The following is a 24,596-nucleotide window of genomic DNA, read 5'->3' on the forward strand; positions in this document are numbered from 1 at the left end:
GACAAACGGGCGTTGTTGAAATGTCCCGCTTGTCTAGGCCGATTTCCTGCGGCGGGGAAGTCAGATTGTCTGGTCGTAGTCCCCGACGGCAGGCTCGGTGCGGATCACCGCATCAATGTCTTCGAAGATCGCCCGCATCTGCGCCTCGCTTTCCGGGCTTTCGCAGACGACGACCAGATTTGGCGTGTTCGATGAGGCCCGCACCAGACCCCAACCGCCATTCTCCAGCATCACCCGCGCGCCGTTCACCGTGACGACATCGGTGATTTTGACGCCGCCCAAACTGCCGCCCTCTGCATGACGAGCAACGAGTATCTCGACCAACCGCTCCAGCACCTTGTATTTCTCGGTATCCGCGCAATAGGGTGACATGGTCGGCGTCGCATAGGTCACCGGCAGGGCCCGGCGCAGATCGGCCATCGACATATCCGGATTGCGATCCATCAATTTGCAGATCTCAACCGCAACCCGCATGCCGCAATCGTAGCCGCGCCCGATGGGGCCTGCGAGGAAGTAATGGCCGGATTTCTCAAAGCCCGCCAGCGCGCTCAGTTCATGGACTCGGCGTTTCATATGGCTGTGACCCGTCTTCCAGTAATCGGCCTTGGCCCCGTGTTTTTTCAACTCCGGGTCTGAGGCAAACAGGCCAGTTGATTTCACATCCGCCACAAAGGTCGCGCCGGGGTGAATCTTCGCCAAATCGCGGGCCATGATCACGCCCATCTTATCAGCGAAAATCTCCTCGCCTTCATTGTCGACCACACCGCAGCGATCGCCGTCGCCGTCAAAGCCAAGCGCGAAATCCGCGCCGGACTCTTTCACCGAGGCGGCCATATCATGCAGCATCTCCATCGCTTCGGGGTTCGGGTTGTAATGCGGGAAGCTGTAATCGAGCCGGTTATGGGAGGGCACAACCTCCACCCCAATCCGCTCAAACAGCTCCGGTGCAAAGGCCGAGGCCGTGCCATTGCCCGTGGCGCAGACGACACGCAGTTTGCGGGTCATTTTGAAATCACCCGCCAGATCGTCCAGATACGCCTCGCGCACGCCGTCGACAAATTCATAACCACCGCCGGGCCGCGCCACGCCCTCGCCGCCCAGAACAATGTCGCGCAGACGACCCATCTCATCGGGCCCATGGGTCAACGGGCGTTGAAAGCCCATCTTTACGCCGGTCCAGCCGTTCGGATTATGGCTTGCCGTCACCATGGCGACGGCGGGTGTATCGAGGTGGAATTGTGCGAAATAGGCCATCGGGCTGACCGCCGGGCCAATGTCTTTTACCTGGATGCCCGCCTGCATCAGGCCCAGGATCAGCGCGTTTTTCACCGAAAGCGAGTAGTCACGGTAGTCATTCGCAACCGCAATAACGGGCTCGATACCGGTCTCAAACATCTGCGTGCCAAGACCCAGACCAAGCGCCGTGATGCCGGGCAGATTGATCTCATCTGGAAACTTCCACCGTGCATCATATTCCCGGAACCCCGTCGGCGTAACCATGGCATCGCGCAGGAAGGCCCAACTGTTTTGGGTGACGGTCGGCAAGGGCTTGGTCATTCGGGTGGCTTTCGCTGATTACAAACGGATCGGCTCTGCTTTTGCCAGACGATCAAAGCGCATCAAACTATCCAAAAGGTGAGGCATTTGGTGCAAATGGATCATATTCGGCCCGTCGCAGGGGGCATTGTCAGGGTCTTGATGTGTTTCTGTGAAGAGCGCGCCGATCCCGAGCGCCACCGCAGAGCGCGCCAGGACTGGTGCAAATTCACGTTGACCGCCGGAGGAGCCGCCGAGCCCGCCGGGCTGCGCTACGGCATGGGTCGCATCCATCACCACCGGATAGCCGGTCTTGGCCATTTCCGGCAGCGCCCGCATATCAACCACAAGCGTGTTATAGCCAAAGGACACGCCACGCTCCGTCAGAAGGATGCGCGTGTTGCCGGTGCTTTCGATCTTGGCCACCACATTGGGCATATCCCACGGCGCCAGGAACTGCCCCTTTTTGACATTGACCGCGGCGCCGGTGCTGCCCGCCGCCAACAGCAGCTCGGTCTGCCGGCAAAGGAAGGCCGGGATTTGAAGGACGTCGCACACCTCGGCCACTGGCGCGCAATGCGCGGGGCCATGCACATCCGTCAGAACGGGAACCCCAATCGTCTCTTTGACCGATTGTAGAACCTTCAAGCCCTCATCCATGCCAAGCGCGGGCTTGGCGTTGATCGAGGTGCGGTTGGCTTTGTCGTAGGAGCCTTTGAAGATGTATTGCGCCCCCGCCTTGTCACAGGCCTCTTTGAGGGTGCCCGCGATCATCTGCGCATGATCGGCGCTTTCCAATTGGCAGGGACCGGCAATCAGCGTCAGCGGACGGTCGTTGCCGGTGGTCAAAGACCCGATATCTACATGTTTCATGACTAGGCTGAGACCTGTTCGCGGAGGATGGAAACCGTCATCGATATCAGCAGGTAAATGCCAGAAAAGACCAGGAACGCAAGAAGCGTGTTCTCCAATGCGCGGGGATAGGCCGCTTCATCCGGCGCCACCGGGAAGACCCCGATCGACAGGTAAAGAGACTGCCGATTTGCCTCGAGCCGCGCGGTTTCCATTTGCTGCAAGGCTTGCGACAGCATCAACTGCCTAGTCTGCAAATCAGCTTCGGCGACCACCAATTCCGATGAAATCCGCGCCAGAGAAACCTCGCCCGTGCCGGTGGCAGTCAATCCGCCCCTAAGCTCATCGATCAACGCTTCGAGTCGGGCAATGTTGCGCTCGGCCACCTCAACTCGGGTCTGGTTCGGGCGCGTGTTGCTTTGCAGTTCCAAGAGACGTAGGCGCTCTTGCTGCAGCTCTAGTTCAAACGTGTTGATCTGCGAGAACACGGCGCTGACTTCGGCCTCTGCGCTCAACACGCCGCGCTGTTCTTGCAACTGAATCACCCGCTGCTGTGCGAGTACCATCCGCTCTTCGGCATCTTCGAAACTGCTCCTTGCGTCGGACATTTGTGCCTCGCGGACGCGCTGGCTCATCTGATCCACTCGTTCTTCGGCATACTCGATCAGAGCGGCGGCAAAGGCCTGGCTGGTCTGGGCATCGCCCGCAATGACTTCCAGCCGGATCAATCCCTCCGTCGGGTCATAGCCGATGCTCAGATTGCGCCGATATGTGTCAAACATGTCCTCGTCTGTCGCGTCGGGCGCGAGGCGGGTCAGTGGGTCCATCTGCTCCGAAGAGAAATGCGCCCGAAACCCATGTTCTTCATCAAGCCGGAGCATGGCTTCCCGGCTTTCGAGATAGCTTTGAACGGTGATGCTTTCCTGCACAGTGGCAAAGCTTGTGCCGCCGAGCATCCCGGCCAGACCGCCGCCAGCGGAGCCACCACCGCCTTCGGATTTCTGAATCACAAACTCGGAATGGGTCGAAAATAGCGGCGTGGCCACGGCAAAGAAGTAATAGCCCACCAAAAACGTTGGCAGCAGCACGAAGAACATCAGCCGCGTGGCCAAAAGCGCCAGGCGTTTGCGCCGCCGGGCCGCGATATCGCGTTGTACCCGCATAATCTCGGCAGCGCGGGTGCCTTCGTCGAGCGGTGCCCCGACGGGGCCGGGGACGCTTGGTTGACGGACGGTGGCGGGTAGGTTGGTCGCCGCTTTGGCTGCTGCGGACCCTGCGCCGCCGGTCTGTGCAGCGGCTGCGCCGTTGCCATTTTCGTCATTGACGATCAGCTCTAGCAGGTTGTTTCGAGCAAAGGGATCAATCCCTTGGCGGCGCAGCAAGCGCACCGCGTCAAAATCCGATGCAGGCTGCAGGCCATGCTTTTGCGCCGTGCGACGGGCCATGCGTAATTGCCGACCGGTCAAACCTTCTTGCCGAATGGCCGCGAGCTCTTGCTCTAGCGGGATTTCACCGGCTGTTTCCGTACTCCCCGGCGTGTCGTCTTGCGCTGGTGCCTCTTGCCGGTCATGCGCCGCCGATCCGGGGAACGGGGCCTCGCCAAACCCATCGTCAGCTTCGCCGAGCAACTCGGTCTCGGTCGACGGGGCTGGGGCGCTTTGCGACGAAGAAGCGCTGCGGCGGATGCGAAACTTTTTACCCTTGGGTTTCATAATCATAAAGCCTTTTTGCTTCTTCGAGCGTGTCGAAGGAATAGAGTTGCCCGTCTTTCAACACAGCCGCCCGACGGGCGAATTTTTCAAGTGTTTTGGCCTGATGCGAGACGATGACAACCGTCGATGATTTCAACCGATCCGCCAGAATGCTGCCTGCACGGCGGTTGAATTCGGGGTCGGTCGATTGCGGCATGCCCTCATCAATCAAGTAGATATCGAAGTCTAGCGCCAGCAGCAGTGCGAAGTTGAACCGGGCGCGCATACCCGACGAATACGTGCCGATCGGCATGTCAAAATATTCTTCCAAGCCACAGAGCCAGCGGCAGAAAGCTTCGATATAGTCGGGGTCCAGCCCGTAGAGCTGTGCGATATAGCGGCTGTTCTCGGTGGCGGTCAGTTTGGTGATCACGCCGCCCATGAAGCCAAGCGGGAAAGAGATGCTGCTACCGCGGACAATCTCGCCCTCATCAGGTTTTTCCAGACCGGCCATCATGTTGATCACTGTCGATTTGCCGGTCCCGTTTGGGGCCAGAATGCCAAGCGAATACCCCAAATCGACCCGAAACGAGGCGCGATCAAGGATCACCTTGCGCTGCGTGCCGGTCCAAAAGGACTTTGAAACATTGATAAACTCGAGCAAATTTGCCCCACCGCTGCTGCATCTGCCGTCGCTGCGCGCCCATCTTTCCCGTCGGCTGCGCAGACCTAACCATAGGGTTCCAATTGGGCGCCATTATGGCCGTGATCGTCCTTTGTTCCAAGCCCGGCGCGCGTATTGTGGCATCAACATGGCGCAATCTCGGTATATTACCGCGTTGCTGTGGCCAACGCACATCTCTTGTTTCAGGTTCCGCAACAATTTTCGGGGTGGTTATCGGGCAAAGAGCGATGATCGCGTGGCCGATGCAAGCCGGTGAATGGCTTGTGACGACGTTTCTGCGCCGGGGCATGTTGCGCCGCCGTTGGTGCACGCACAGGGATTGCCGATGCGCCTATACCAGACAAGAGATCAGGCGAATGCACCCCAAGCCATGCCCGCCAGGATTGCACCTGCGATGGCCAGGCCGAGATAAGCCACGAAAACCCGCGGTTTGACGAGCGCCCAGACCGCGACGGCGGCAGGGATGCAGCTCACCCCACCGGCAATGACAAAGGCCATCGCCGCACCCTGGCTCATACCTTGGGTCAGGAGCCCTTCAATCAGCGGCACAGCGGCGTAGCCGTTTAGATAGGCCGGCGCCCCGACCAAGGCGGCAATCAAGATTGGGCCCAGCCCGTCGCCACCAATCACGCCCGCAATCAACTCGGCAGGGACATAATGGATCAAAAGCGCCTGCAGCAGATAGGCCAAGGCCAACCATTTGCCGAGGAAGAGCAGATTTGACCAGACGGCCTCGCCAAAGACCGCGCGGCGCGAGGCCTCGGTCCAGAATGTCCAGTTCAGGGTGAGTTTTTTCGCACCACAACACCCGCCGGTGATGCCATTGGCTTTCAGCGGATCGTTAAAAATCGGCGATTTCGCGAGGGTCATCACCACGAACCCGCCCGCGATGCCAAGGGCCACTGCGGCGGCGGTCTTGGCGATGGCGAAGTCAAACCCGAGTCCGCCCGCGGTGATCGCGAACATCGCCGGGTCCATCAGCGGCGAGGCCAGCCAAAAGGCCATAACCGCCGAGAGAGGCGCGCCTGCCGCCAAAAGCGCCGCCACGAAGGGGATCACTTGGCAGGAACAAAAAGGGGAAAGCCCGCCGACAAGCGCGCCAAAGACAATCATCCGAAGCTCGCGGCCCTGAAACGCGCCATCCAGCAGGCGCTCGGAGCCGGAGGCTTTCATCACGCCAATTGCCAGGACGGCAAAGAGCACATAGGGCAGAGTCTCGAAGAAATGCTCGCCGGTCTCCATCACTGTTGGGACGGTGTTGGGCCGGTCGAAGGCGTAGATCACGGCGACGATCGCGAGGCCGGTCAAAAGCACTTTGTCGATCCGGGCCCAGATGTCGCGGATCGGGGAGGGGTGTTGTGTCAGATCAGCCATGAGTGACGCCTTTGAGATGGCCGCCTTGATCGGCGCAGCATTCGGAGAGAAGGAAATTGGAGAGGTCTTCGATCTGCTGGATAGCGACCGAGCAGAGGATACGCCGCCCATCGCGGCGTTGGGTCACGAGCCCCGCGCTGACCAACTGTTTCAGGTGGTGGGTCAGGACCGACCCCTCAACGCCCACATCTGCGCCCAAAGCCCCCATCGGCAGGCCCTCCGGCCCCGCCCTGACCAGACGGCGCAGGATGGCCAAACGCTGTTCCGACCCGAGGGCGGCAAAGGCTGTCGCGGCCAGGGTGAGGGCGGGTGGGGAGAGAGGTGTCTGTTTCATGATTCTAGATTTATAGAAATATAGAAGCGATGTCGAGTCTTTCCTTTCGCGGGCCGTGCCCCTAGGTCTTGGGCCATGTCCTTTCAGGCGCTCACATCCGATTTGGCGGGCTGCACAATCTGCGCCGAGCGGTTCGCGGCAACGGAGACCGGTCACGCGCCGCGCCCGGTGGTATGGTTTGCCCCCGGCGCGCGGGTGTTGATTGCCGGCCAAGCACCGGGGATGAAAGTGCACCTCTCGGGCAAGCCCTTCACTGACCCATCAGGGGACCGGTTGCGGGATTGGATGGGCGTTGGCGAGGATGTGTTTTATGACAAAAGCCAGGTGGCGATTGTACCGATGGGGTTTTGCTTTCCCGGCTATAACGCCAAAGGCAGTGACTTGCCGCCGCCGAAGATTTGTGCCGAAACTTGGCGTGCGCGGGTGTTGGCGCATTTGCCGGATGTGTCTTTGACCCTCTTGGTTGGCGGTTATGCCCAAGGCTGGCACTTGGGCGGCAAGCGCGGCGTCACGGAGACGGTGGCCGGATGGCGCGACCATGCGCCCGACGTGATCCCCTTGCCGCACCCGTCCTGGCGCAACACCGGATGGATGAAGAAAAACCCCTGGTTCGAGGCCGAGCTTCTGCCGGTGCTGCGGGCCCGCGTGGCGGAGATATTGGCGATATGACGATGCTTGATGAGGCGCATGCGGCGATGGAGGCCGCGCCGGGCGATGATGCGTCGCGGCTGCGGTTCTATGATCGCTTGGCCAGTGCTGAACTGTTCTTGCTATTGGAGAGCGAGGCCGAAGGGGATCAGATCACGCCGCAGGTGTTTCCCGTCGAAGGGCAAGACTTTGTGCTGGTCTTCGATCTGGAAGAGCGGCTGACTGAGTTCGTCGGAGATACGGCGCCTTATGCGGCTTTGTCAGGGCGCGCCTTGGCGGGGATGTTGGTGGGGCAAGGGATCGGGTTGGGGGTCAATCTCGGGGTCGCGCCTTCGTCGATTTTGATTGAGGCTGACGCGGTCGATTGGTTGGCCGAAACGCTTTCCAACGCCCCGGGCGAGGCCGAAGAGCGGCCCGACGAGGTGTTTGCACCGCGCGGATTGCCAGAGGCTTTGATCACCGCCTTGGATGCCAAGCTCGCCGGCGCGGAAGGGATGGCCAAATTGGCCTATCTGGCAGGGGTGACCTATGAAAGCGGGCGGCGCGCGCATCTGTTGGGATTTGTGGGCGCGGCACCCGAGGCGGAGGCCGGGTTGGCGCAAGCGGTCGCCGAGGCGTTGACCTTTTCTGGCATTGAGGCAGGCAGCTTGGATGTCGGGTTTTTCGCGGCCCATGATCCGATTTGCGCCTCGCTGGCGCGGCTTGGGCTGCGGTTCGACTTGCCGGAACCGGTGGCGCTTCAGGTTCCCGGCGTGGCACCAGGGATGGACCCCGACGTGCCGCCCAAATTGCGCTGATGCGCGGCGGCGGGCTGCGTCAGGCCCCCTTCGGGCGCCATCCTTGACCCGCGTTGCCACGAGAGCGTTGCAACGTCCCGGCTTTTCGTCCTGTGCTGTATTGGGCCAGAGGTTGGAGCCTCCGGCGGGGATATTTTGAAAGCAGAGAAGGGGTTAGTAGCCCAGATCGCGATCGACAAGATGGAGGAAGGGCTCTCCGGCCTCGCCGCGGCGGATGTTGTCGATGATGACGCGGGCGGCGCTGTCGGCGCGGGTCTCAGACGCGATATGGGGTGTAACCGTGACCTTGGGATGGGCCCAGAACGGATGCTCTTTCGGCAGCGGCTCGATGCGGAATGTATCGAGGGTGGCATGGCTGATTTGGCCGCTATCGAGTGCGGCGAGCAGCGCGTCATCGTCGATGAGCGGGCCGCGGCCTGGGTTCAGGATGACGGCACCCTGCGGCATTAACGCGAGGGTCTCGGCGTTGAGTGTGTTTTCGGTTGCGGGCGTGTCGGGCAGCAGAAGGGTTACAATTTCTGCCGATTTCAGGATTTTTTGTAACCCATCGGGGCCATGGGCCGTTTGAACGCCGGGGATGTTTTTCGGGCTGCGCGACCAGCCGGTGACGCGGAAGTTGAGCCCGGCAAGCGCCGTCGCGCAGGCCGTGCCAAGCGCACCGAGGCCCAAAATCGCCACTGTGCGATTGCGCGCCAAGGGCGGCACAATGCCCGCGCGCCAGGTGCCATCTTGGCCATGGATATGGGCATCCATGCCGAGATGGTGGCGCAGGGTGTGGCCCACGACCCAATCTACCATGCCTTCGGTCAGCCCATAGTCGACCATCCGGGCCAGCGGCACGGTCAGAGTCTCATTGCCGACCACATCCTCGACCCCGGCCCAGAGGTTCAGAACAGCTTTCAGGCGGGTAAAGGGCGTGAAATCCTGCACATCACCGTTCGGCGCATAGATGATGTAATCGACCTCCGCCGGATTGGCCTCGGTCGTCAGGTTGGCGTGCGACAGATTGGCCTCGGCCAGGGCCTCGCGCAGATGCGGCTCATAGTGGGTCCAGCGCTCGGGGCGCGCGGCAAAGAGAATATTGGGCATGGAGATTTTGGCCTTAACGGGGACGGTGGATATGCGCTGATTGCACCAAACCGAAGGCCACCATCAAGACCAACATGGCCGAGCCGCCATAGCTGACCAAGGGCAGGGGTACGCCGACCACTGGCGCGAGGCCCATGACCATTGCCATGTTGATCGCGAAATAAAGGAAAAACGCCACCGCGATGCCGAGCGTGACGAGCGACGCGAAGCGGTCTTTGGTCTGCAGGGCAGTCACAACGCAGAAAAGCAGGATCAGCAGATAAAGCACCAGAAGTGAGGCCGCGCCGACGAAGCCGAATTCCTCGGCCAATGTGGTGAAGATGAAATCGGTGTGTTTTTCGGGCAGGAAGTTGAGCCGACTCTGCGTGCCTTCCATGAAGCCGCGCCCGGAAAACCCGCCGGAGCCAAGGGCAATCTGACTCTGAGTGATGTGATAGCCCGCGCCAAGCGGATCGGTCGAGGGATCTAGAAAGGTGTCGATCCGGCGATATTGGTAGTCCTGCAAAAGCTGCCAAGGCGTGCCCCGAGAGGTGAAAACAGCACTGACCGTTCCGACGCCAGCGGCGATAACCGCGGCGAAATAGGCCCAGTGGACGCCCGCGAGGAACATCACGGCCCCGCCGCCCATCAGCAGCAGGAGGGCTGTGCCAAGATCGGGTTGGCGTAGCGTGAGCATGGCTGGGACCACAATGATCAGGAGCGGGATCAGCACATAGAGCGGGCGCGACATTTTCCGGCTGTCGAGCCAATCGTAATAGGCCGCCAACAGCATCACCATGGTGATCTTGGTCAGTTCCGATGGTTGCAGCCGCATGAAACCCAGGTCGATCCAGCGCTGCGCGCCCATACCGACGGCACCGAAAAACTCCACATACAGAAGCATCAGGATCGAAACGCCATATGCCACACCCGACATGTTGCGCCAGAACCAGATTGGGATCATGGCGACGATGAACATGGCCAGCAGCCCCAGGCCAAACCGCTGCATCTGTGGCTCGACCCAGGGGCTCATAGAGCCGCCGGCGACGGAGTAGAGCATCAGAAATCCAATGCAGGCCACAGCAGTGATCAAGAGCACCAGACCCCAATTCAGATAGAGCAATTTGCGCAGGCCGGAGGGCGTGGATTTGACCGTATATTCCAGAAAACTCATGCCTGACTACTCCCGCCGCTGTCTTCGGGAGGTGTCGCGGGCCTAAGCGGCATTTGCTCATGCATGTCTTCGATGCGGCGGCGCTGTCCCGACGGGTAGAGTTCGGGTGGGGGCACGTCGCCATGTTGAGCGCGCAAGAGAAGATCCCGGCCAATCGGCGCCGCCACCGCTGAACCGCCACCGCCATGCTCAACGACCACAGAGATTGCATATCGAGGCTGCTCATAGGGCGCATAGCCGACGTAAAGCGCGTGGTCGCGGCGTTCCCAAGGCAGGTCTGCATTGCGGATCACACCGCGCGCCCGCTCGGCAGCGGTGATGTTGCGGACCTGGCTGGTGCCGGTTTTGCCCGCGATGGTATAAGCCGCGTCGACTGACCGGCTGGAATAGGCGGTGCCACGACCGGAATTGTTGACCTCGTACATGCCGCGGCGGACCAGAGCGAGATTTTCTGGGTTCAGGCCCAGATCCTCGGCGTCTGACGGTACGTTGTCCCGCCCATCGATGGATTTCACCAGGGTCGGCACGATATTGCGCCCTGTGGCAACCCGCGCCGTCATGACGGCGAGTTGCAGGGGGGAGGTCAAGACAAAGCCCTGCCCGATGGAGGCATTGAGTGTGTCGCCGACCAGCCAATCTTCGCCGCGATTTTCGCGCTTCCACTGCATCGTCGGCGCAAGCCCGGTGACCACGCCCGAAAGCGGAATGTCGTGGCGGATTCCGCAGCCGAAACGCCGCGCCATGGCGGAGATCGCCTCTATCCCGGTCCGTTGCGCCAGCTCGTAGTAGTAGACGTCGCAGGATTGCGAGAGGCTCTGGATGAGATTCATGTGGCCGTGGCCGCCGCCGCGCCAGCAATGAAAACGCCGGTTGCCCAATTCGGTGAAGCCGCCGCAAAACACGGTTTCGTCCGGCGTGATCACACCGGCCTCAAGCGCGGCCAGCGCGACGATCATTTTATAGGTGGAGCCGGGCGGATAGAGCCCCTGCGTCGCTTTGTTGGCCAGCGGGCGGTAAGGATCGGTGTTGAGTGCGTTCCAATTGGTCGTGGAGATGCCGCGCACAAACAGGTTGGGGTCGAACGTGGGGGCAGAGGCAAGCGCCAGGACTTCGCCGGTTTCGACCTCCATCACAACGGCGCCCGCGCTCTCGCCATGTAGCCGGGCCTCGACGTAGTTTTGTAAACCGGCATCGATGGCGAGTTGCAGATCCGAGCCTGGGTTAGCGGCATCTCGGTCAAGCTCGCGCATGACCCGGCCGCCTGCATTCACTTCCACCCATTTGCTGCCAGCCTGGCCGCGCAGATCGGCCTCCATCCGGGCTTCGATATTATAACGACCGACTTGGAAATCAGGGATTTGCAAGACTGGATCGGTGTCGCCCGTTGTCTCGAGATACCAGTCGGAGACCGGGCCGACATAGCCAACCACGTGAGAGAAATCGGCACCGAGCGGATAGATGCGGCTCAGGCCAAATTCGGGCGTCACGCCGGGCAGGGCAGGGGCGTTGACCGCAACGGTTGACAGCTCTTCCCAGCTTAGCCGGTCGGCGATGGTGACGGGTACATAAGGCGGGCGTTCCAGAATCTCTTCGCGGGCGCGCTCCAGACGGCCTTGGTCCAGGTTGACCAATTCGGTGAGGCGCGTGAGGACCTCGTCCAGATCATCCACATCCTCGCGGGTCATGACGATGCGATAGTTCTGCTCATTGCCCGCGAGAAGGATCCCTCCGCGGTCAAAGATCAATCCGCGGGCGGGGGGCAGGAGGTGAATGTTGATCCGGTTTTCTTCGGCCAAAAGCCGGAAATCATCGGCCCGTTCCACCTGCAGATAGCGCATTCGTCCGGCCAGAACGGCCCCGGTGCCTGCCATCAGGCCACCGACCACCAGGCTGCGGCGGCCAACGAGGCGGGCGCTGTCATCGGTTTCTTTGGGCGTGCGTTTCATGCGGCTTTGGCGGCCTCGGGGTCAATCGGGCCTAGCTTACGCAAGCCAATGAGAAATTTCGAGACCGCGACAACGATCGGATAAATCGCGACGGTGACAATCCCGTGTGCCAGGGTCAGGCCGAGGGTGGTTTGATCGACCATCAGCACCCACAGCGCCACGCGGTTGAGGATCAGCAGCCCAAAAACCGCCAAGGCAAAGGCACCCCACTCGAAAAGGAATGGAAACGCGGTCATCGGTGCGCGACGGGTGCGGAGGTTTTCGCTAACCAGCAGCACCAGGGCCGTCCAGAGGCCTGGCGGACGGTGGAACAGGAAATCGGCCAGCAGGAAGACCACGATGATGGAGGCCATTGGGACAACGGCGGGCTGGCGCAAGATCCATGCCAGAGTGAGGGCGAGAAGGATGTCGGGCGCCGGCAGGCCAATGTTGCCCAGGCCAAGGGGCAAGAGTTTGTAGGTCATGACCACCAGGCTCAACGCGAGATAGATCAGCCGATAGGTCCAGATATGGCGCGTAACCGGGTCGATCATTGGCCCAACTCACCGGTTTCCAGAAGCGGCGCACTGATTGGTGCGGCATCTGTTTCGGAGTCAGGCAGCGGCCAAGGTGGGCCGATCAACCCGCCGGGATCGCTGAGCGTGGTGCCGGGATGGCTCCGCATCACCCTAAGGAAGTTCAGCCGGGCATAATCGGCCGCAAGCCGTGCGCGTACTCGCCCATCGGGGGTCATCACGACCTGACCGACCAACAGACCGGCAGGGAAAAGGCCACCATCACCGGAGGTCACCACCCGGTCGCCGGCGGAGATATCTTCGGGGTCTTCGATGAACTCCAACGCGGGGGCGAGGGAATTGTCGCCAAGCAAAAGCGCTTGCTGACCCGAGGGTTGCACCGTGACCGGCACTCGGCTGTTGCTATCGGTCAGAAGCAGAACGCGAGCCGTGCGTTCGCCGACGCCAGCGATCCGGCCAACGACGCCGAGGCCATCCATCGTGGCCCAGCCATCCAAAATGCCGTCGCGCGCGCCCACATTGAGCAAGACGGAGCGTCGGAAGGGCGAGCCGCTATCGGCCAAGACGATGCCGGTCACGAAAGTCAGTTCGGGGTCAAGTTGTACCCGGTTCAGATCGAGGAGGCGGGCGTTTTCCTGCTCCAGTTGCAAGGCCGCCTCGCGCCAGGCACGCATCTGCTGCAACTCGCGGCGCAGTTCCTGGTTTTGCTCGTAAAGCCTTGTGTAGCTTTGGAAGTCATCCAACATCCGCGCCATGCCGGTGACCGGCGCCATGGCCCATTCCATATTGGGGACCACCCGGTCGATGATCTCGGCGCGCATCCGTTCAACCCTGGGATTGTCGATCCGCCAGATTAAGACGAGTGACACCAGGCATAGGACAACGACCGTCAGCAGCAGGCGCCGGACGGGGCGGGCATAGGCTTGATCATTGCGATCCCGGGCCATTTTGATCCTTGCGATCCGGCTGTGTCAGGGGCCGGGTGGCGGACTAGCTGTCGTAATCTATCGCATGGCGGAGGAGTTTTTCATACTCCAAGGCTTTGCCCGTGCCGAGAGCCACACAGTTCAGGCTTTCATCGGCCACCGAGATGGCCAGACCGGTTTGCTCACGAAGCGCGAGATCAAGCTCGCCCAAAAGGGCCCCGCCGCCGGTCAGCATCACGCCGCGGTCAACGATATCGGCGGCCAGATCGGGCGGCGTCGCTTCAAGCGCGCTCATGACGGCTTCGCAGATTTGTTGCACCGGTTCGGCCAGGGCCTCGGCAACTTGCGCCTGACTGATCTCGGTCTCCTTCGGCACCCCGTTCAACAGGTCGCGGCCCCGGATCTGCATCGAGGCGCCGCGGCCGTCATCAGGCATCCGCGCCGTCCCAATGGACGTCTTGATCCGCTCGGCGGTGGCCTCGCCGATCAGCAAGTTTTGCTGCCGACGGAGATAGGAGATGATCGCATCATCCATCCGGTCGCCCCCCACCCGGACCGAGCGCGCATAGACAATGTCGGCCAGCGACAAGACGGCCACTTCGGTTGTCCCGCCGCCGATATCGACCACCATATTGCCAGTCGGATCGGTGATGGGCATGCCTGCGCCGATGGCTGCCGCAATTGGCTCGGCGATCAGCCCGGCCTTGCGCGCACCTGCCGAGAGCACCGATTGACGGATGGCGCGTTTTTCGACCGGCGTTGCGCCATGGGGCACGCAGACGATGATTTTCGGTTTGGTGAAGGTGGTGCGTTTATGGACCTTGCGGATGAAGTGCTTGATCATCTCTTCGGCGACGTCGAAATCTGCGATCACGCCGTCGCGCATCGGTCGGATCGCTTGGATCGAACCGGGCGTCCGGCCTAGCATCAGCTTAGCGTCTTCACCAAAGGCCAACGCCTTCTTCACACCGTCTTTGACTTGATAGGCCACCACAGAGGGCTCGTTTAGGATCACGCCTTTGCCTTTCACATAGACAAGCGTGTTTGCCGTGCCGAGGTCGATCGCCATATCGGCGGAGAAAAGGCTGCCAAGTCCGAAGGCCATATTTGGGGAAAATCCTGCTGTCACGTCCAAAAGAGGCGCGGGAAGACTCACCCGCGCCAAACCGGTCTGCATATAGGCACCCTGTCTCGCGTCCGTAAAGGGCGTTATCAGCGCAGATCAGCGCTATTTCGCTGTTCCGGGTGGGGCCAAATCGCACATTCAGAGGATTTGTGGCGGCGTTTGGCCGTGGGGGTCTGCTCCGCCCGGGGTTTGAGTCACATTAAGAGACGTCTTTGTAAGACACTTCCGGCAGGTCATGGCCCGCGCCCTTCTCCCGCCGGATGATCAGGCGGTTCAGGGCATTGATATAGGCGCGCACACTGGCCACGACGGTGTCCGTATCGGCGGATTGACCCGTTGCGATCCGGCCTTCTTCCTCCATCCGGACGCTGACCGTGGCCTGGGCGTCTGTGCCCTCGGTCACGGCATGCACCTGATAAAGTTGCAGCGTTGCAGCATGGGGAAAGACCGCTTTGACCGCGTTAAAGGCCGCATCGACAGGGCCGTCCCCCATCGCTTCGACCGATTTCTCGACGCCATCGACGGTCATAGTCATCGTCGCCTTTTGCGGCCCCTCTGTGCCGCAGATCACGGTCATCGATTGCAGTTGCAGATGGTCATCAAGATCGGTGGCGGCACTGTCGGAAACCAGAGCGACCAGGTCGTCATCGAAAACCTCTTTCTTGCGGTCCGCCAATTCTTTGTAGCGGACGAAGAGATCGTTCAACTGGTTGTCGCCCAGATCATACCCCAGATCTTTCAGCTTCGAGCGTAGGGCCGCGCGGCCGGAATGCTTGCCCATGACGATATTGGTTTCGCTGAGGCCGACATCCTCGGGCCGCATAATCTCAAAGGTCTCGGCATTTTTCAGCATACCATCCTGGTGGATGCCCGATTCATGGGCAAAGGCGTTTTTGCCAACGATCGCCTTGTTAAACTGCACCGGAAAACCGGAAACGGTGGCGACGCGGCGCGAGATGTTCATGATCTTGGTCGCGTCGATGCCGGTGGTGAAGGGCATGATGTCGTGGCGGACCTTCATCGCCATCACGACCTCTTCCAACGCGGTATTGCCCGCGCGTTCGCCCAAGCCGTTGATGGTGCACTCAATTTGCCGCGCGCCGCCTTCAACGGCTGCCAGTGAATTGGCCGTCGCCATGCCCAGATCGTTATGGCAATGGGTGGAGAAAATCACCTCATCCGCGCCAGGGACCTCGGCGATCAACCGACGGATCAACTCGGCGGATTCGTTCGGGGCGGTATAGCCAACCGTGTCGGGAATGTTGATGGTGGTCGCCCCGGCCTTGATCGCAATCTCGACCACGCGGGCGAGGTAATCCCACTCGGTGCGGGTCGCATCCATCGGGCTCCACTGCACATTGTCGCAGAGGTTCCGCGCATGGGTCACGGTGTCGTGGATGCGCTGGGCCATCTCATCCTGGGTCAGGTTGGGGATTGCGCGGTGCAGTGGCGAGGTGCCGATGAAGGTGTGGATGCGCGGCTGTTTGGCGTGGCGCACGGCCTCCCAACACCGGTCGATATCCTTGTAATTCGCGCGAGACAGGCCGCAGATCACGCTGTTCTGGGCATTCTTCGCGATCTCGGAGACGGCGACGAAATCGCCCTCCGATGCGATTGGAAAACCGGCCTCAATGATATCGACGCCCATATCGTCCAGGAGACTCGCGATCTCCAATTTCTCTTCATGGCTCATGGTTGCGCCCGGAGATTGCTCGCCATCGCGCAGGGTGGTGTCGAAAATCACCACGCGGTTTTTGTCAGTGTTCATTGGTTTCATCTCATCAAATAGAAGGTTTGGGGGCAGGCGCGCGGTCTGCGTCGCCGGAATTGGGTTCGCCGGTCGGCTCGATTAGGAGGACTTTGGCCTCTTTCTCGGCGCGTGGCCGGTGTATGACGCCTTTTGGCACAACAACGATTTCGCCAGGGCCAAAGCGGATGGGGTCATGATCTTCAAACTCCATCGTCACTTCGCCCTCGATGACGAGGAAGAAATCGTCTGTCGTCGCGTGTTTGTGGAAGGGGAACTCCCCTTGAAACTTCACGATCAGAACGTCGTTGTCATTATAGGTCGCCACCACATGGGGATCCCAATGGGTGTCGAACTTGGCCAGTTTTTCGGCAAGGTTCACTTTCTGCATGATGTCTCTTCTTAGATTGCCTGGGTCACTCGGCGCTACTCCTCCTCTGAGCGGTCGCGCCGAAAGGCACGCTCAGAGGCGGCTAAGAAGGAGAAGACCACGCAGGTCGAGCGCGCCCAAAGGGGCGGCGGTCGGAACGATATGGCTGCGCGATGTCATGGGTCGCAGTTTACGAACACGGGCGCAGATGAAAACCCCCTTTTTGGGTCAGCGCGGTTGACCCGTGGTTCGACCCGGCTAGCTGGCAAAGGATGACAGAACGCGCATTGATCATTGGCGCATCGGGCGGCATCGGCTCCGCACTGACGGAAGCCCTGCGACGGCGGGGGGCTGAGGTGACGGGCCTCTCGCGCTCCGGTGATGGGCTGGATGTGACCGACGAGGCAAACGTCGCGGCGCATCTCGGGGCGTTGGAGGGAACGTTTGACCGGATCGTTGTGGCGAGCGGCGCGTTAGAGATCGCGGGGGCAGAACCGGAAAAGACCCTCAAGGCGCTGTCACCCGAGGCGATGCTTGATCAGTTCCGGCTCAATGCCTTGGGCCCGGCTTTGGTGTTGAAACACGGGCTGGCGCTCCTGCCGCGGGAGCGGCGCAGCGTTTTCGCCGTTTTGTCGGCGCGGGTTGGGTCAATCGGGGACAATCGATTGGGTGGCTGGATCAGCTACCGAACCGCAAAGGCCGCGTTGAACCAGGTGATACGGACCTCTGCCATCGAGATCGCGCGAACGCGGAAACCGGCGATTTGTGTGGCTTTGCATCCCGGCACGGTGCAGACGGCGTTCACAGAGAAATACCTGGGGCGCCATCCGTCCGTTCCCGCCTCCGAAGCGGCCGAAAACCTGCTGAACGTTATGGACGGGCTGACCCTGATCGATACCGGTGGTTTTTTTGATTGGACCGGGCAGGCGGTGCCGTGGTGAGGCTGGTTCTGGTCCTGGGGGATCAACTCAGCCTGGATTTATCTGCACTACGCGAGGCCGATCAGACATCCGATGTGGTGATCATGGCAGAGGTGGCTGACGAGGCCAGTTACGTGCCCCATCACCCGAAAAAGATCGCGTTTCTCTTTGCGGCGATGCGGAAGTTTGCCGTGCGGTTGGCGCAAGACGGCTGGCAGGTGCGCTACACGCGCCTTGATGACCCGGACAACACCGGCTCGATTACTGGCGAGTTGCTTCGCCATGCCGCCGCGTTAGGGGCGATAGAGGTGTTGGCGACGGAGCCCGACGAATGGCGTCTGATCTCGGCGTTAGAGGACAGCCCGGTGCCCGTGCATTTGTTCCCAGATGACCGGTTTCTTTCGTCACACGCAGAGTTCGACGCCTGGGCCGAGGGCCGCAAAGCGTTGCGAATGGAGCATTTTTATCGCCTTATGCGGCGCAAAACCGGGCTGTTGATGGAGGGAGACAAACCGGCGGGTGGGCAATGGAATTACGATCATGACAACCGCAAACCGGCGCCTGACAGCATCGACTTTGATGGCCCGATGCGATTTGCGTCAGATGAGTCCGTTGATGCCGTATTGGCGCTGGTCGAGGCGCGTTTCGGCGATAACTTCGGCACGCTGCGCCCGTTTTGGTTTGCCACCGATCAGGCCGAGGCGCGTCAGGCGCTTGACCATTTCATCACCCACGCCTTGCCGAAATTCGGCGATTATCAAGACGCCATGCTCAGCGGCAATCGGTTTCTCTATCATTCTGTGATCTCGATGTATCTGAATGCTGGGTTGCTGACCTGGCAGGAGATTTGCGGCGCGGCGGAGGCGGCCTGGCGGGCGGGGCAAGCGCCGATCAACGCCGTGGAGGGGTTCATCCGCCAAATCATCGGCTGGCGCGAATACATGCGCGGCATCTATTTCCGAGAAGGGCCAGATTATGTGACCCGAAACGCCCTAGGCCATGATCGGGCGCTGCCCGCGTTCTATTGGAGCGGAGAGACCGACATGCGTTGCGTCGCCGAAGCGGTGGAGCAGACGCGGGACGAGGCTTATGCCCATCATATTCAGCGCTTGATGGTGACGGGCAATTTCGCCCTATTGGCCGGTATTGATCCCTATCAGGTGCATGAATGGTATCTGGCTGTGTACGCGGATGCCTATGAATGGGTCGAGGCGCCGAACGTGATCGGGATGAGCCAGTTCGCGGATGGCGGCATCGTCGGGTCGAAGCCCTATGTTTCGGGCGGCAACTACATCAATAAGATGTCGGACTACTGCCGAGACTGCGCGTATTCGGTTGCCCAGAAGACCGGCGCCGGTGCCTGCCCGTTCAACCTCTTATATTGGGCGTTTCTGGACCGTCATCGTCGCCGATTTGAGACAAACCCGCGCATGGCACAGATGTATCGGGTCTGGGATCGGATGGATGCGACGCGGCGGGCGCATGTTTTGGAAGGTGCGGCGGGGGTGCTGGCACGATTGGACCGGGGGGATCGCGTCTAAGCCCACTTTGGCTCACACGCCAAATCTTATATGATTGGTGGCAAGGGGGCGTGATGACGGCAAACAAAACCCAACCAACAGGCGAGTCTGTAACCGCCTTTCTGGAGGCTGTGTGGAACATCCGGTGCGCCGGGCCGATGGGTTGGCGCTGGATGCGCTGTTTCGCGAGGTAACAGGCTGGACGCCGGTTATGTGGGGGCCGACGATTGTGGGCTATGGACGCTATCACTATCGGTACGACACTGGCCGAGAGGGAGATTTCCTCGCCACCGGGTTTTCGCCACGGAAATCAAATCTCTCGCTCTACATCATGCCCGGCTATGCCGAACGCGATGCACTCTTGGCGCGGTTGGGCAAGCATAAAACCGGTCGGGCCTGTCTGTATGTCAACAAGCTTGCAGATATCGACATGGGCGTCTTGGCCGAGTTGATCGCCGATGGGCTTGAGGATTTGGGCCGCCGCTGGCCGGTCTCCCCAAGCTGACCCCTCGGTCCGGTTGTTGCTTAGCCCATAAGCTGCCCGGCTTCCGGAACCCAACGGAACCCGTCACCATCGGTCGCGACATAACCCATGGCGGGAAACGGCATGTGATAGCCGATGGCCGGAAGGCGTTCGGCCGCAATCATGCTCAAAACACGTCGACGGCTGGCTGCGGCGGCCTCTTTATCCATGTCGAACCGCACCTCCCAATCCGGGCGGGCCAGTGACCAGATCGGGTGATTGGCGAGATCCGCGAAGAGGACGAGGCCTTCGCCCTGGCTTTCGATCCGATAGACCATATGGCCTGGTGTATGACCGAACGCCGCCATCGCGGTCAGGCCAGAGGCGGCCTCTTGGCCGTCCTCCAAGAAGGTCATCTGATCGGCAAACGGGCGCACGTTTTGGTTGAACCCGTCATTGCCGGCGGCGGCCCAAGCGTCATATTCGACACGGCCCGTGGCATAACGTGCATTGGGGAAGGTCGGCGCGCCGTCCGACAGCATTCCGCCGATATGATCACCGTGCATATGGGTCAACACCACGAGGTCGATCTGATCCGGCGTATACCCCGCCGCCGCAAGCGCGCCGGTGGTGCCCGCCGCGTTCAACCCCGTGTCGAACAGCACCAGGTCGGCCCCGGTATTGATCACGGTCGGCGTGAAGAAAAACTGTGCCTGATCAGGCGAGATGAAATTGGCGGCACTGACCTCGGCAAACTCTTCGGCGCTGACATTCATCCCGAAGATCGATTGCAGATCATTGGCCGGTGAGGTGCCGACCAGAAGCGTTGTGACTTCAAAACCGCCAAGGGTGAAGCGGCGATGCATCGCAAAATCGGCCCCAAGCATAGGTGCATCTGCCTGCGCGGCGGGGGCAAGGGCGGCCAGCGGCACGGCAGCCCCGGCGGTGAGGGTTTGGCGGCGGGTTAAGCGAGGCATGCGGTAGGCTCCAATCTGAGGGGTGTCTTTGGAGAAAGGTAGCAGCGGAATCACCCCAGGCCAGCGCACAATGGTGTGAGCCGGGCGACGTCACTCCCACCAGCGGTCAATCCGGGCGATATCGGCATCGGACCAGCCGAAATGATGCGCCAATTCGTGGACCAGGACATGAGCAACAAGATCGCCCAGGGGAACGTCGCCACGCTCGGCCCATTCCTCCAAGATCGGGCGGCGGAAGAGCCAGATTGTGTCAGGGCCAAAGGGTTGATCCATCACCGATTTCTCGGTCAGGGGGATGCCTTCGTAAAGACCGGTCAATTCAAACGGGTTCTCCATTCCCATCTCGGCCAGCATCCTGTCGGGTGCGAAATCCTCGACCCGCAGAACCACGGCTTGTGCCGCCTCGGAATAGGGCACCGGCAGGGCCGCGCGCGCCGCCAGCGCCAGCGCTTCGAATGCGGTAAGATCGGGCGGTGTCGATTTGGACCAGTCGGACATAGGCCCGATATGGACAAAAGCAGTCGCCTGTGAAAGAGGATCGGCCCTGAATTTGGAGGTTCCGATGACCATCACCCGTTTTGCGCCATCCCCCACTGGTTATTTGCATATCGGAAATCTGCGTGCTGCGCTGTTCAACTACCTGATCGCGCGGAAGGCGGGCGGGCAATTCATCCTGCGCTTGGATGATACCGACCCGGAACGTTCCACCCAGGCCTATGCCGATGCGATCCAGGAAGACCTGGAATGGCTCGGCCTGACCTGGGACCGGGTGGAACGGCAATCGGACCGGCTCGACCGTTACGCGGCGGCGGCGGATGCTCTGCGCGAGAAAGGGCGGTTTTACGAGGCGTTCGAGACGCCGGTGGAGCTGGACCTGGAAGCGCAAGAAGCAGCTGAACATGGGGCAGCCGCCGGTCTATGACCGGGCGGCCCTGAAGCTCTCGGAGGATGAGAAGGCCGCGTTGAAAGCGGAGCGCGGGCAGGGGGTTTGGCGGTTCTTGCTCGACCACGAGCGGATCGAGTGGACCGATGGCATCCTTGGCGATCTGTCGATTGACGCGGCCAGCGTGAGCGATCCGGTCCTGATCCGTCAGGACGGGCAGGTGCTCTATACGCTTGCCTCCGTCGTTGATGATACCGAGATGGGGATCACCCATGTGGTCCGCGGCTCTGACCATGTGACCAACACGGCAACCCAAATTCAAATCATCGAAGCTTTGGGCGGCACCGTGCCGAGCTTCGCGCATCACTCGCTTCTGACCGGGCCGCAAGGGGAGGCGCTGTCGAAACGTCTCGGCACGCTGGCCTTGCGCGATTTGCGCGCAAGCGGGGTGGAGCCGATGGCACTCCTGTCACACATGGCGCGGATCGGATCGTCGCAGCCGGTGGAACTGGCCGGCTCGCTCGATGAGCTGGCGGACGGGTTCGATTTGGATCATTTCGGCGCGGCCCCGACGAAATTCGACGTTGAAGACCTTTACCCACTGACCGGGCGCTATTTGCATGGTCAGCCCTTGTCTGCCGTGGCCAAAGATGTCGCGGCCCTCGGCGTGCCTGCTGATCTGGCCGAGCCGTTTTGGACCGTCGCACGAGCCAACATCACGACACGCGCCGATCTGGCGGGGTGGTGGGCGCTGTTCCGCGATGGGGCCACGCCTTTGGTGGACGCGGACGACCACGATTTCGTGGCGCAAGCCTTCGAGATGCTGCCGGAGCCACCCTATTCGGAGACCACCTGGGCCGACTGGACCAGCGCGGTGAAAGAGGCGACGGGACGCAAAGGCAAGGGATTGTTCATGCCCCTCCGCAAGGCGGTGACCGGTCTGGAACGGGGCCCCGAGATGGCCGATGTAATGCCGCTCTTGCAGAAAAAACCCAGTCTCTAAACGCAGAGCGGACTTCTCTGCTTCAAAAATATCCCCGCCGGAGGCATTAAAATCTCTGGCCCGCGCGCGTCATCCATGCCACGGCTAGGGCGAAGGGACGCGCGATGGCACAAGCACAGGCGAAATTCCTGAGCGGAAATCTGTTCCGGCACATCTCGGTGATGTCGCTCACTGCGACAATCGGGTTGATGGCGGTGTTCCTGGTCGATTTTGTCGACATGATTTTCATCTCGATGCTGGGCAAGGCGGAACTGGCCGCTGCCGTGGGCTATGCGGGCGCAATTCTGTTCTTCACCACCTCCTTCGGGATCGGGATGGCGATCGCTGGTGGCGCTTTGGTGGCGCGGGCCTTGGGCGAAGGCGATGAGGCGCTGGCGCAGCGGCGGGCCACCAACACGTTGATTTTCGGCGTGGTGTTCGGCGCGATTTTCAGCGCCGTCGTCTGGACGAACCTGGCCGGTCTGACGGCCCTGGTTGGCGCGAGCGGCGAGACGCAGGAGCTTGCTGTCGACTATTTGCAGATCATTATCCCATCGCTGCCCTTCCTCTTGGTCGGCATGGTCGGTGGTGCGATCTTGCGCGCCCATGGCGATGCCCGTCGGGCGATGATGGCGACGATCTGGGGCGGGCTGGTCAATGCGGTTTTGGACCCGATTTTGATCTTCGGCTTGGATTTGGAACTGACCGGGGCAGCCTTGGCCTCCGTCGCCGCACGGCTGACCATTGCGGCCACGGCGTTGATCCCCATCATGCGCTATTACGGCGGCTTTGGCCGCCCAAACTTGCCTGAGATGCGGCTTGATTTGAGCCCGGTTGTGACCTTGGCCTTTCCTGCGATCCTGACCCAACTCGCGACGCCTATCGGGCAGGCCTATGTCACCCGTTCCATGGCAAGCTACGGCGAGGAGGCGGTTGCCGGTATGGCGATTGTCGCGCGCCTGACGCCAGTCGCCTTCGGGGTGATCTTCGCGCTCTCGGGGGCCATCGGACCGATCATCGGTCAGAATTACGGGGCCAAGGATTATGCCCGTGTCCGGCGCGCTTATCGCGACGGCATGGTGTTTACGGCGCTGGTGGTGATCTTGGTCACGGCCGTTCTGTTCGCGATACGCGGGCCGATTGCGGATTTGTTCCAAGCGTCTGGCATCACCCGCGATCTGGTGTTCCTGTTCTGCGGCCCGCTGGCGCTCGCGTTCTTCTTCAACGGGATGATCTTTGTCTCGAACGCGGCGTTCAACAATCTTGGCCATCCCTATTATTCAACCTGGATCAATTGGGGTCGCCACACATTGGGCACGATCCCTCTGGTAATCCTTTTCGCGTCCTGGTTTGGCGCGGCGGGCGTCTTGATTGGCCAAGCGGTTGGCGGGCTGATCTTTGGGCTGATCTCGCTCTGGCTGGCACTTCGGGTGATCGGCAAACAAGAGGCGGTGGCCGCGCCCGGGGTCTTCCAGCGTCAGGCGCGGCAGCTACAGCTGTTTCACCACCGTCGATAGGCTCTCAAGCTGATCATCGACGAAGCGCCGTTCATCGGCCTCAAGCGGTTGTGCACGTGGGTAGATCGGGGTGGCGCGATCATTCAAGATCGACAAGTCCCAGCCAATGGTTGTCTGAAAGAACTGCGCGGCGCCACTTGTGCCGAACTCCCGCAGATAGCCCTGAACCACCGTATCGAGATAGCTGAGCAGGATCGGGTGATCTTCCCCATCGGCTTCGTGGTGTGGCTCAACTTTGTAGATCTGCACTGCGACGCTGTCTTCGTGGTCATGGCTGATCTCTGCCACCTGATGGCGGGCATAAGCCCGTTCGCGCGCATCGAGCGCGGCCCAGTCTGCGCCAGGCACCGCCGCGATCAGCCCGTCGATCTCGGCCCCCGGCATCTCGACCGCCGTTAGATACGCCACGCGTCTCAGTCGCGTGCCGCGCCAAGCTCGCCCCCAGCCCGATACTCGCGCTTTGGTCGCGCGCGGATAGGCATGGGTGGCGCGATTGACCAGGCTGCCATAGCCAAAAAAGAAGGGGTCGGACATGGGTCTTAGTT

The 24,596-nt window shown here is 61.1% G+C and carries 23 protein-coding genes and 1 pseudogene; 7 read left to right on the forward strand and 17 right to left on the reverse strand.

The genetic code is table 11. The annotated features are described in order from the left end of the window. Positions 1-60: 60 nt before the first annotated feature. The 6 genes from QTA57_RS07760 to QTA57_RS07785 form a co-directional block, all read right to left on the reverse strand. On the reverse strand, positions 61-1,557 hold the full coding sequence (locus tag QTA57_RS07760; RefSeq protein ID WP_290154361.1) for a phosphomannomutase/phosphoglucomutase: 1,497 nt from the start codon (positions 1,555-1,557) through the stop codon (positions 61-63). 18 nt (positions 1,558-1,575) lie between these two features. Further along, a complete protein-coding gene (gene kdsA, locus QTA57_RS07765; RefSeq protein WP_290154362.1) occupies positions 1,576-2,409 on the reverse strand; it encodes a 3-deoxy-8-phosphooctulonate synthase in 834 nt (277 codons plus the stop codon). Between the two features lie 2 nt (positions 2,410-2,411). Beyond that, positions 2,412-4,106 carry a capsule biosynthesis protein gene (locus QTA57_RS07770; RefSeq protein ID WP_290154364.1) on the reverse strand — a complete coding sequence of 565 codons (1,695 nt, stop codon included), beginning with the start codon at positions 4,104-4,106 and terminating at the stop codon, positions 2,412-2,414. After that, complete coding sequence (locus tag QTA57_RS07775) at positions 4,084-4,743, reverse strand: ABC transporter ATP-binding protein (RefSeq protein WP_145215225.1); 660 nt, start codon at positions 4,741-4,743, stop codon at positions 4,084-4,086. Before QTA57_RS07775 ends, QTA57_RS07770 begins: the two co-directional genes overlap by 23 nt. A gap of 369 nt (positions 4,744-5,112) precedes the next feature. Next, positions 5,113-6,138, reverse strand: coding sequence for a permease (locus QTA57_RS07780; protein ID WP_290154366.1), 1,026 nt, complete (start codon positions 6,136-6,138; stop codon positions 5,113-5,115). Then, positions 6,131-6,472, reverse strand: a complete 342-nt coding sequence (locus tag QTA57_RS07785; protein ID WP_171561393.1) for an ArsR/SmtB family transcription factor — start codon at positions 6,470-6,472, stop codon at positions 6,131-6,133. The genes QTA57_RS07780 and QTA57_RS07785 overlap by 8 nt, the downstream gene beginning before the upstream one ends. A gap of 75 nt (positions 6,473-6,547) precedes the next feature. On the opposite strand from QTA57_RS07785, the gene QTA57_RS07790 reads away from it, so the two are divergent. Both QTA57_RS07790 and QTA57_RS07795 read left to right on the forward strand, forming a co-directional pair. Then, positions 6,548-7,141: a uracil-DNA glycosylase family protein gene (locus QTA57_RS07790; RefSeq protein WP_290154367.1), complete on the forward strand. Its 594-nt coding sequence runs from the start codon at positions 6,548-6,550 to the stop codon at positions 7,139-7,141. After that, entirely contained in the window at positions 7,129-7,917 is a 789-nt protein-coding gene (locus QTA57_RS07795) for an SseB family protein (RefSeq protein WP_290154818.1), read from the forward strand. The genes QTA57_RS07790 and QTA57_RS07795 overlap by 13 nt, the downstream gene beginning before the upstream one ends. A 153-nt stretch (positions 7,918-8,070) precedes the next feature. Here the strand turns inward: QTA57_RS07795 and QTA57_RS07800 are convergent, their stop codons facing one another. From QTA57_RS07800 to QTA57_RS07835, 8 genes are all read right to left on the reverse strand, one after another. After that, positions 8,071-9,006: a 2-hydroxyacid dehydrogenase gene (locus tag QTA57_RS07800; protein ID WP_290154368.1), complete on the reverse strand. Its 936-nt coding sequence runs from the start codon at positions 9,004-9,006 to the stop codon at positions 8,071-8,073. 13 nt (positions 9,007-9,019) lie between these two features. Next, positions 9,020-10,159 carry a rod shape-determining protein RodA gene (gene rodA, locus QTA57_RS07805; RefSeq protein ID WP_290154369.1) on the reverse strand — a complete coding sequence of 380 codons (1,140 nt, stop codon included), beginning with the start codon at positions 10,157-10,159 and terminating at the stop codon, positions 9,020-9,022. Continuing rightward, entirely contained in the window at positions 10,156-12,105 is a 1,950-nt protein-coding gene (gene mrdA / locus QTA57_RS07810; protein ID WP_290154370.1) for a penicillin-binding protein 2, read from the reverse strand. The genes rodA and mrdA overlap by 4 nt, the downstream gene beginning before the upstream one ends. Continuing rightward, on the reverse strand, positions 12,102-12,638 hold the full coding sequence (locus QTA57_RS07815) for a rod shape-determining protein MreD (RefSeq protein WP_171561384.1): 537 nt from the start codon (positions 12,636-12,638) through the stop codon (positions 12,102-12,104). The genes mrdA and QTA57_RS07815 overlap by 4 nt, the downstream gene beginning before the upstream one ends. Further along, positions 12,635-13,567 (reverse strand): rod shape-determining protein MreC, encoded by a 933-nt coding sequence (gene mreC / locus QTA57_RS07820; RefSeq protein ID WP_290154371.1) that lies wholly within the window; start codon positions 13,565-13,567, stop codon positions 12,635-12,637. Before mreC ends, QTA57_RS07815 begins: the two co-directional genes overlap by 4 nt. A 43-nt stretch (positions 13,568-13,610) precedes the next feature. Further along, a complete protein-coding gene (locus QTA57_RS07825) occupies positions 13,611-14,651 on the reverse strand; it encodes a rod shape-determining protein (RefSeq protein ID WP_145215253.1) in 1,041 nt (346 codons plus the stop codon). Between the two features lie 220 nt (positions 14,652-14,871). Next, on the reverse strand, positions 14,872-16,440 hold the full coding sequence (locus QTA57_RS07830) for a 2-isopropylmalate synthase (RefSeq protein WP_290154372.1): 1,569 nt from the start codon (positions 16,438-16,440) through the stop codon (positions 14,872-14,874). Positions 16,441-16,453: 13 nt separating this feature from the next. Then, positions 16,454-16,810 carry a cupin domain-containing protein gene (locus tag QTA57_RS07835; RefSeq protein WP_290154373.1) on the reverse strand — a complete coding sequence of 119 codons (357 nt, stop codon included), beginning with the start codon at positions 16,808-16,810 and terminating at the stop codon, positions 16,454-16,456. Positions 16,811-17,061: 251 nt separating this feature from the next. Between QTA57_RS07835 and QTA57_RS07840 the strand changes: the two genes are divergently transcribed. The 3 genes from QTA57_RS07840 to QTA57_RS07850 all read left to right on the forward strand — a co-directional run bounded on the left by QTA57_RS07840 (position 17,062) and on the right by QTA57_RS07850 (position 19,734). Beyond that, the gene (locus QTA57_RS07840) at positions 17,062-17,730 is read left to right on the forward strand and encodes an SDR family NAD(P)-dependent oxidoreductase (protein WP_290154374.1); all 669 of its coding nucleotides are present in this window, start codon (positions 17,062-17,064) and stop codon (positions 17,728-17,730) included. Next, positions 17,724-19,250 carry a cryptochrome/photolyase family protein gene (locus QTA57_RS07845; RefSeq protein WP_290154375.1) on the forward strand — a complete coding sequence of 509 codons (1,527 nt, stop codon included), beginning with the start codon at positions 17,724-17,726 and terminating at the stop codon, positions 19,248-19,250. Before QTA57_RS07840 ends, QTA57_RS07845 begins: the two co-directional genes overlap by 7 nt. Before the next feature lie 112 nt (positions 19,251-19,362). After that, entirely contained in the window at positions 19,363-19,734 is a 372-nt protein-coding gene (locus QTA57_RS07850) for a DUF1801 domain-containing protein (protein ID WP_290154376.1), read from the forward strand. A 20-nt stretch (positions 19,735-19,754) separates the two neighbouring features. Here the strand turns inward: QTA57_RS07850 and QTA57_RS07855 are convergent, their stop codons facing one another. Next, the gene (locus QTA57_RS07855) at positions 19,755-20,669 is read right to left on the reverse strand and encodes an MBL fold metallo-hydrolase (protein WP_290154377.1); all 915 of its coding nucleotides are present in this window, start codon (positions 20,667-20,669) and stop codon (positions 19,755-19,757) included. Between the two features lie 90 nt (positions 20,670-20,759). Then, positions 20,760-21,167 (reverse strand): metallopeptidase family protein, encoded by a 408-nt coding sequence (locus tag QTA57_RS07860; protein WP_290154379.1) that lies wholly within the window; start codon positions 21,165-21,167, stop codon positions 20,760-20,762. A gap of 64 nt (positions 21,168-21,231) precedes the next feature. Between QTA57_RS07860 and gltX the strand changes: the two are divergent. Together gltX and QTA57_RS07870 are read left to right on the forward strand one after the other, a co-directional pair. Further along, a pseudogene (gene gltX, locus QTA57_RS07865) lies at positions 21,232-22,555 on the forward strand (glutamate--tRNA ligase). Positions 22,556-22,659: 104 nt separating this feature from the next. Further along, complete coding sequence (locus tag QTA57_RS07870) at positions 22,660-24,051, forward strand: MATE family efflux transporter (protein ID WP_290154380.1); 1,392 nt, start codon at positions 22,660-22,662, stop codon at positions 24,049-24,051. Here the strand turns inward: QTA57_RS07870 and QTA57_RS07875 are convergent. After that, a complete protein-coding gene (locus tag QTA57_RS07875) occupies positions 24,025-24,585 on the reverse strand; it encodes a gamma-glutamylcyclotransferase family protein (RefSeq protein WP_290154381.1) in 561 nt (186 codons plus the stop codon). The two genes, QTA57_RS07870 and QTA57_RS07875, sit on opposite strands and share 27 nt — an antisense overlap. Positions 24,586-24,596 lie beyond the last annotated feature (11 nt).

It is taken from the genome of Fontisubflavum oceani (assembly GCF_030407165.1).
Taxonomy (GTDB): Bacteria; Pseudomonadota; Alphaproteobacteria; order Rhodobacterales; family Rhodobacteraceae; genus Rhodophyticola; species Rhodophyticola oceani.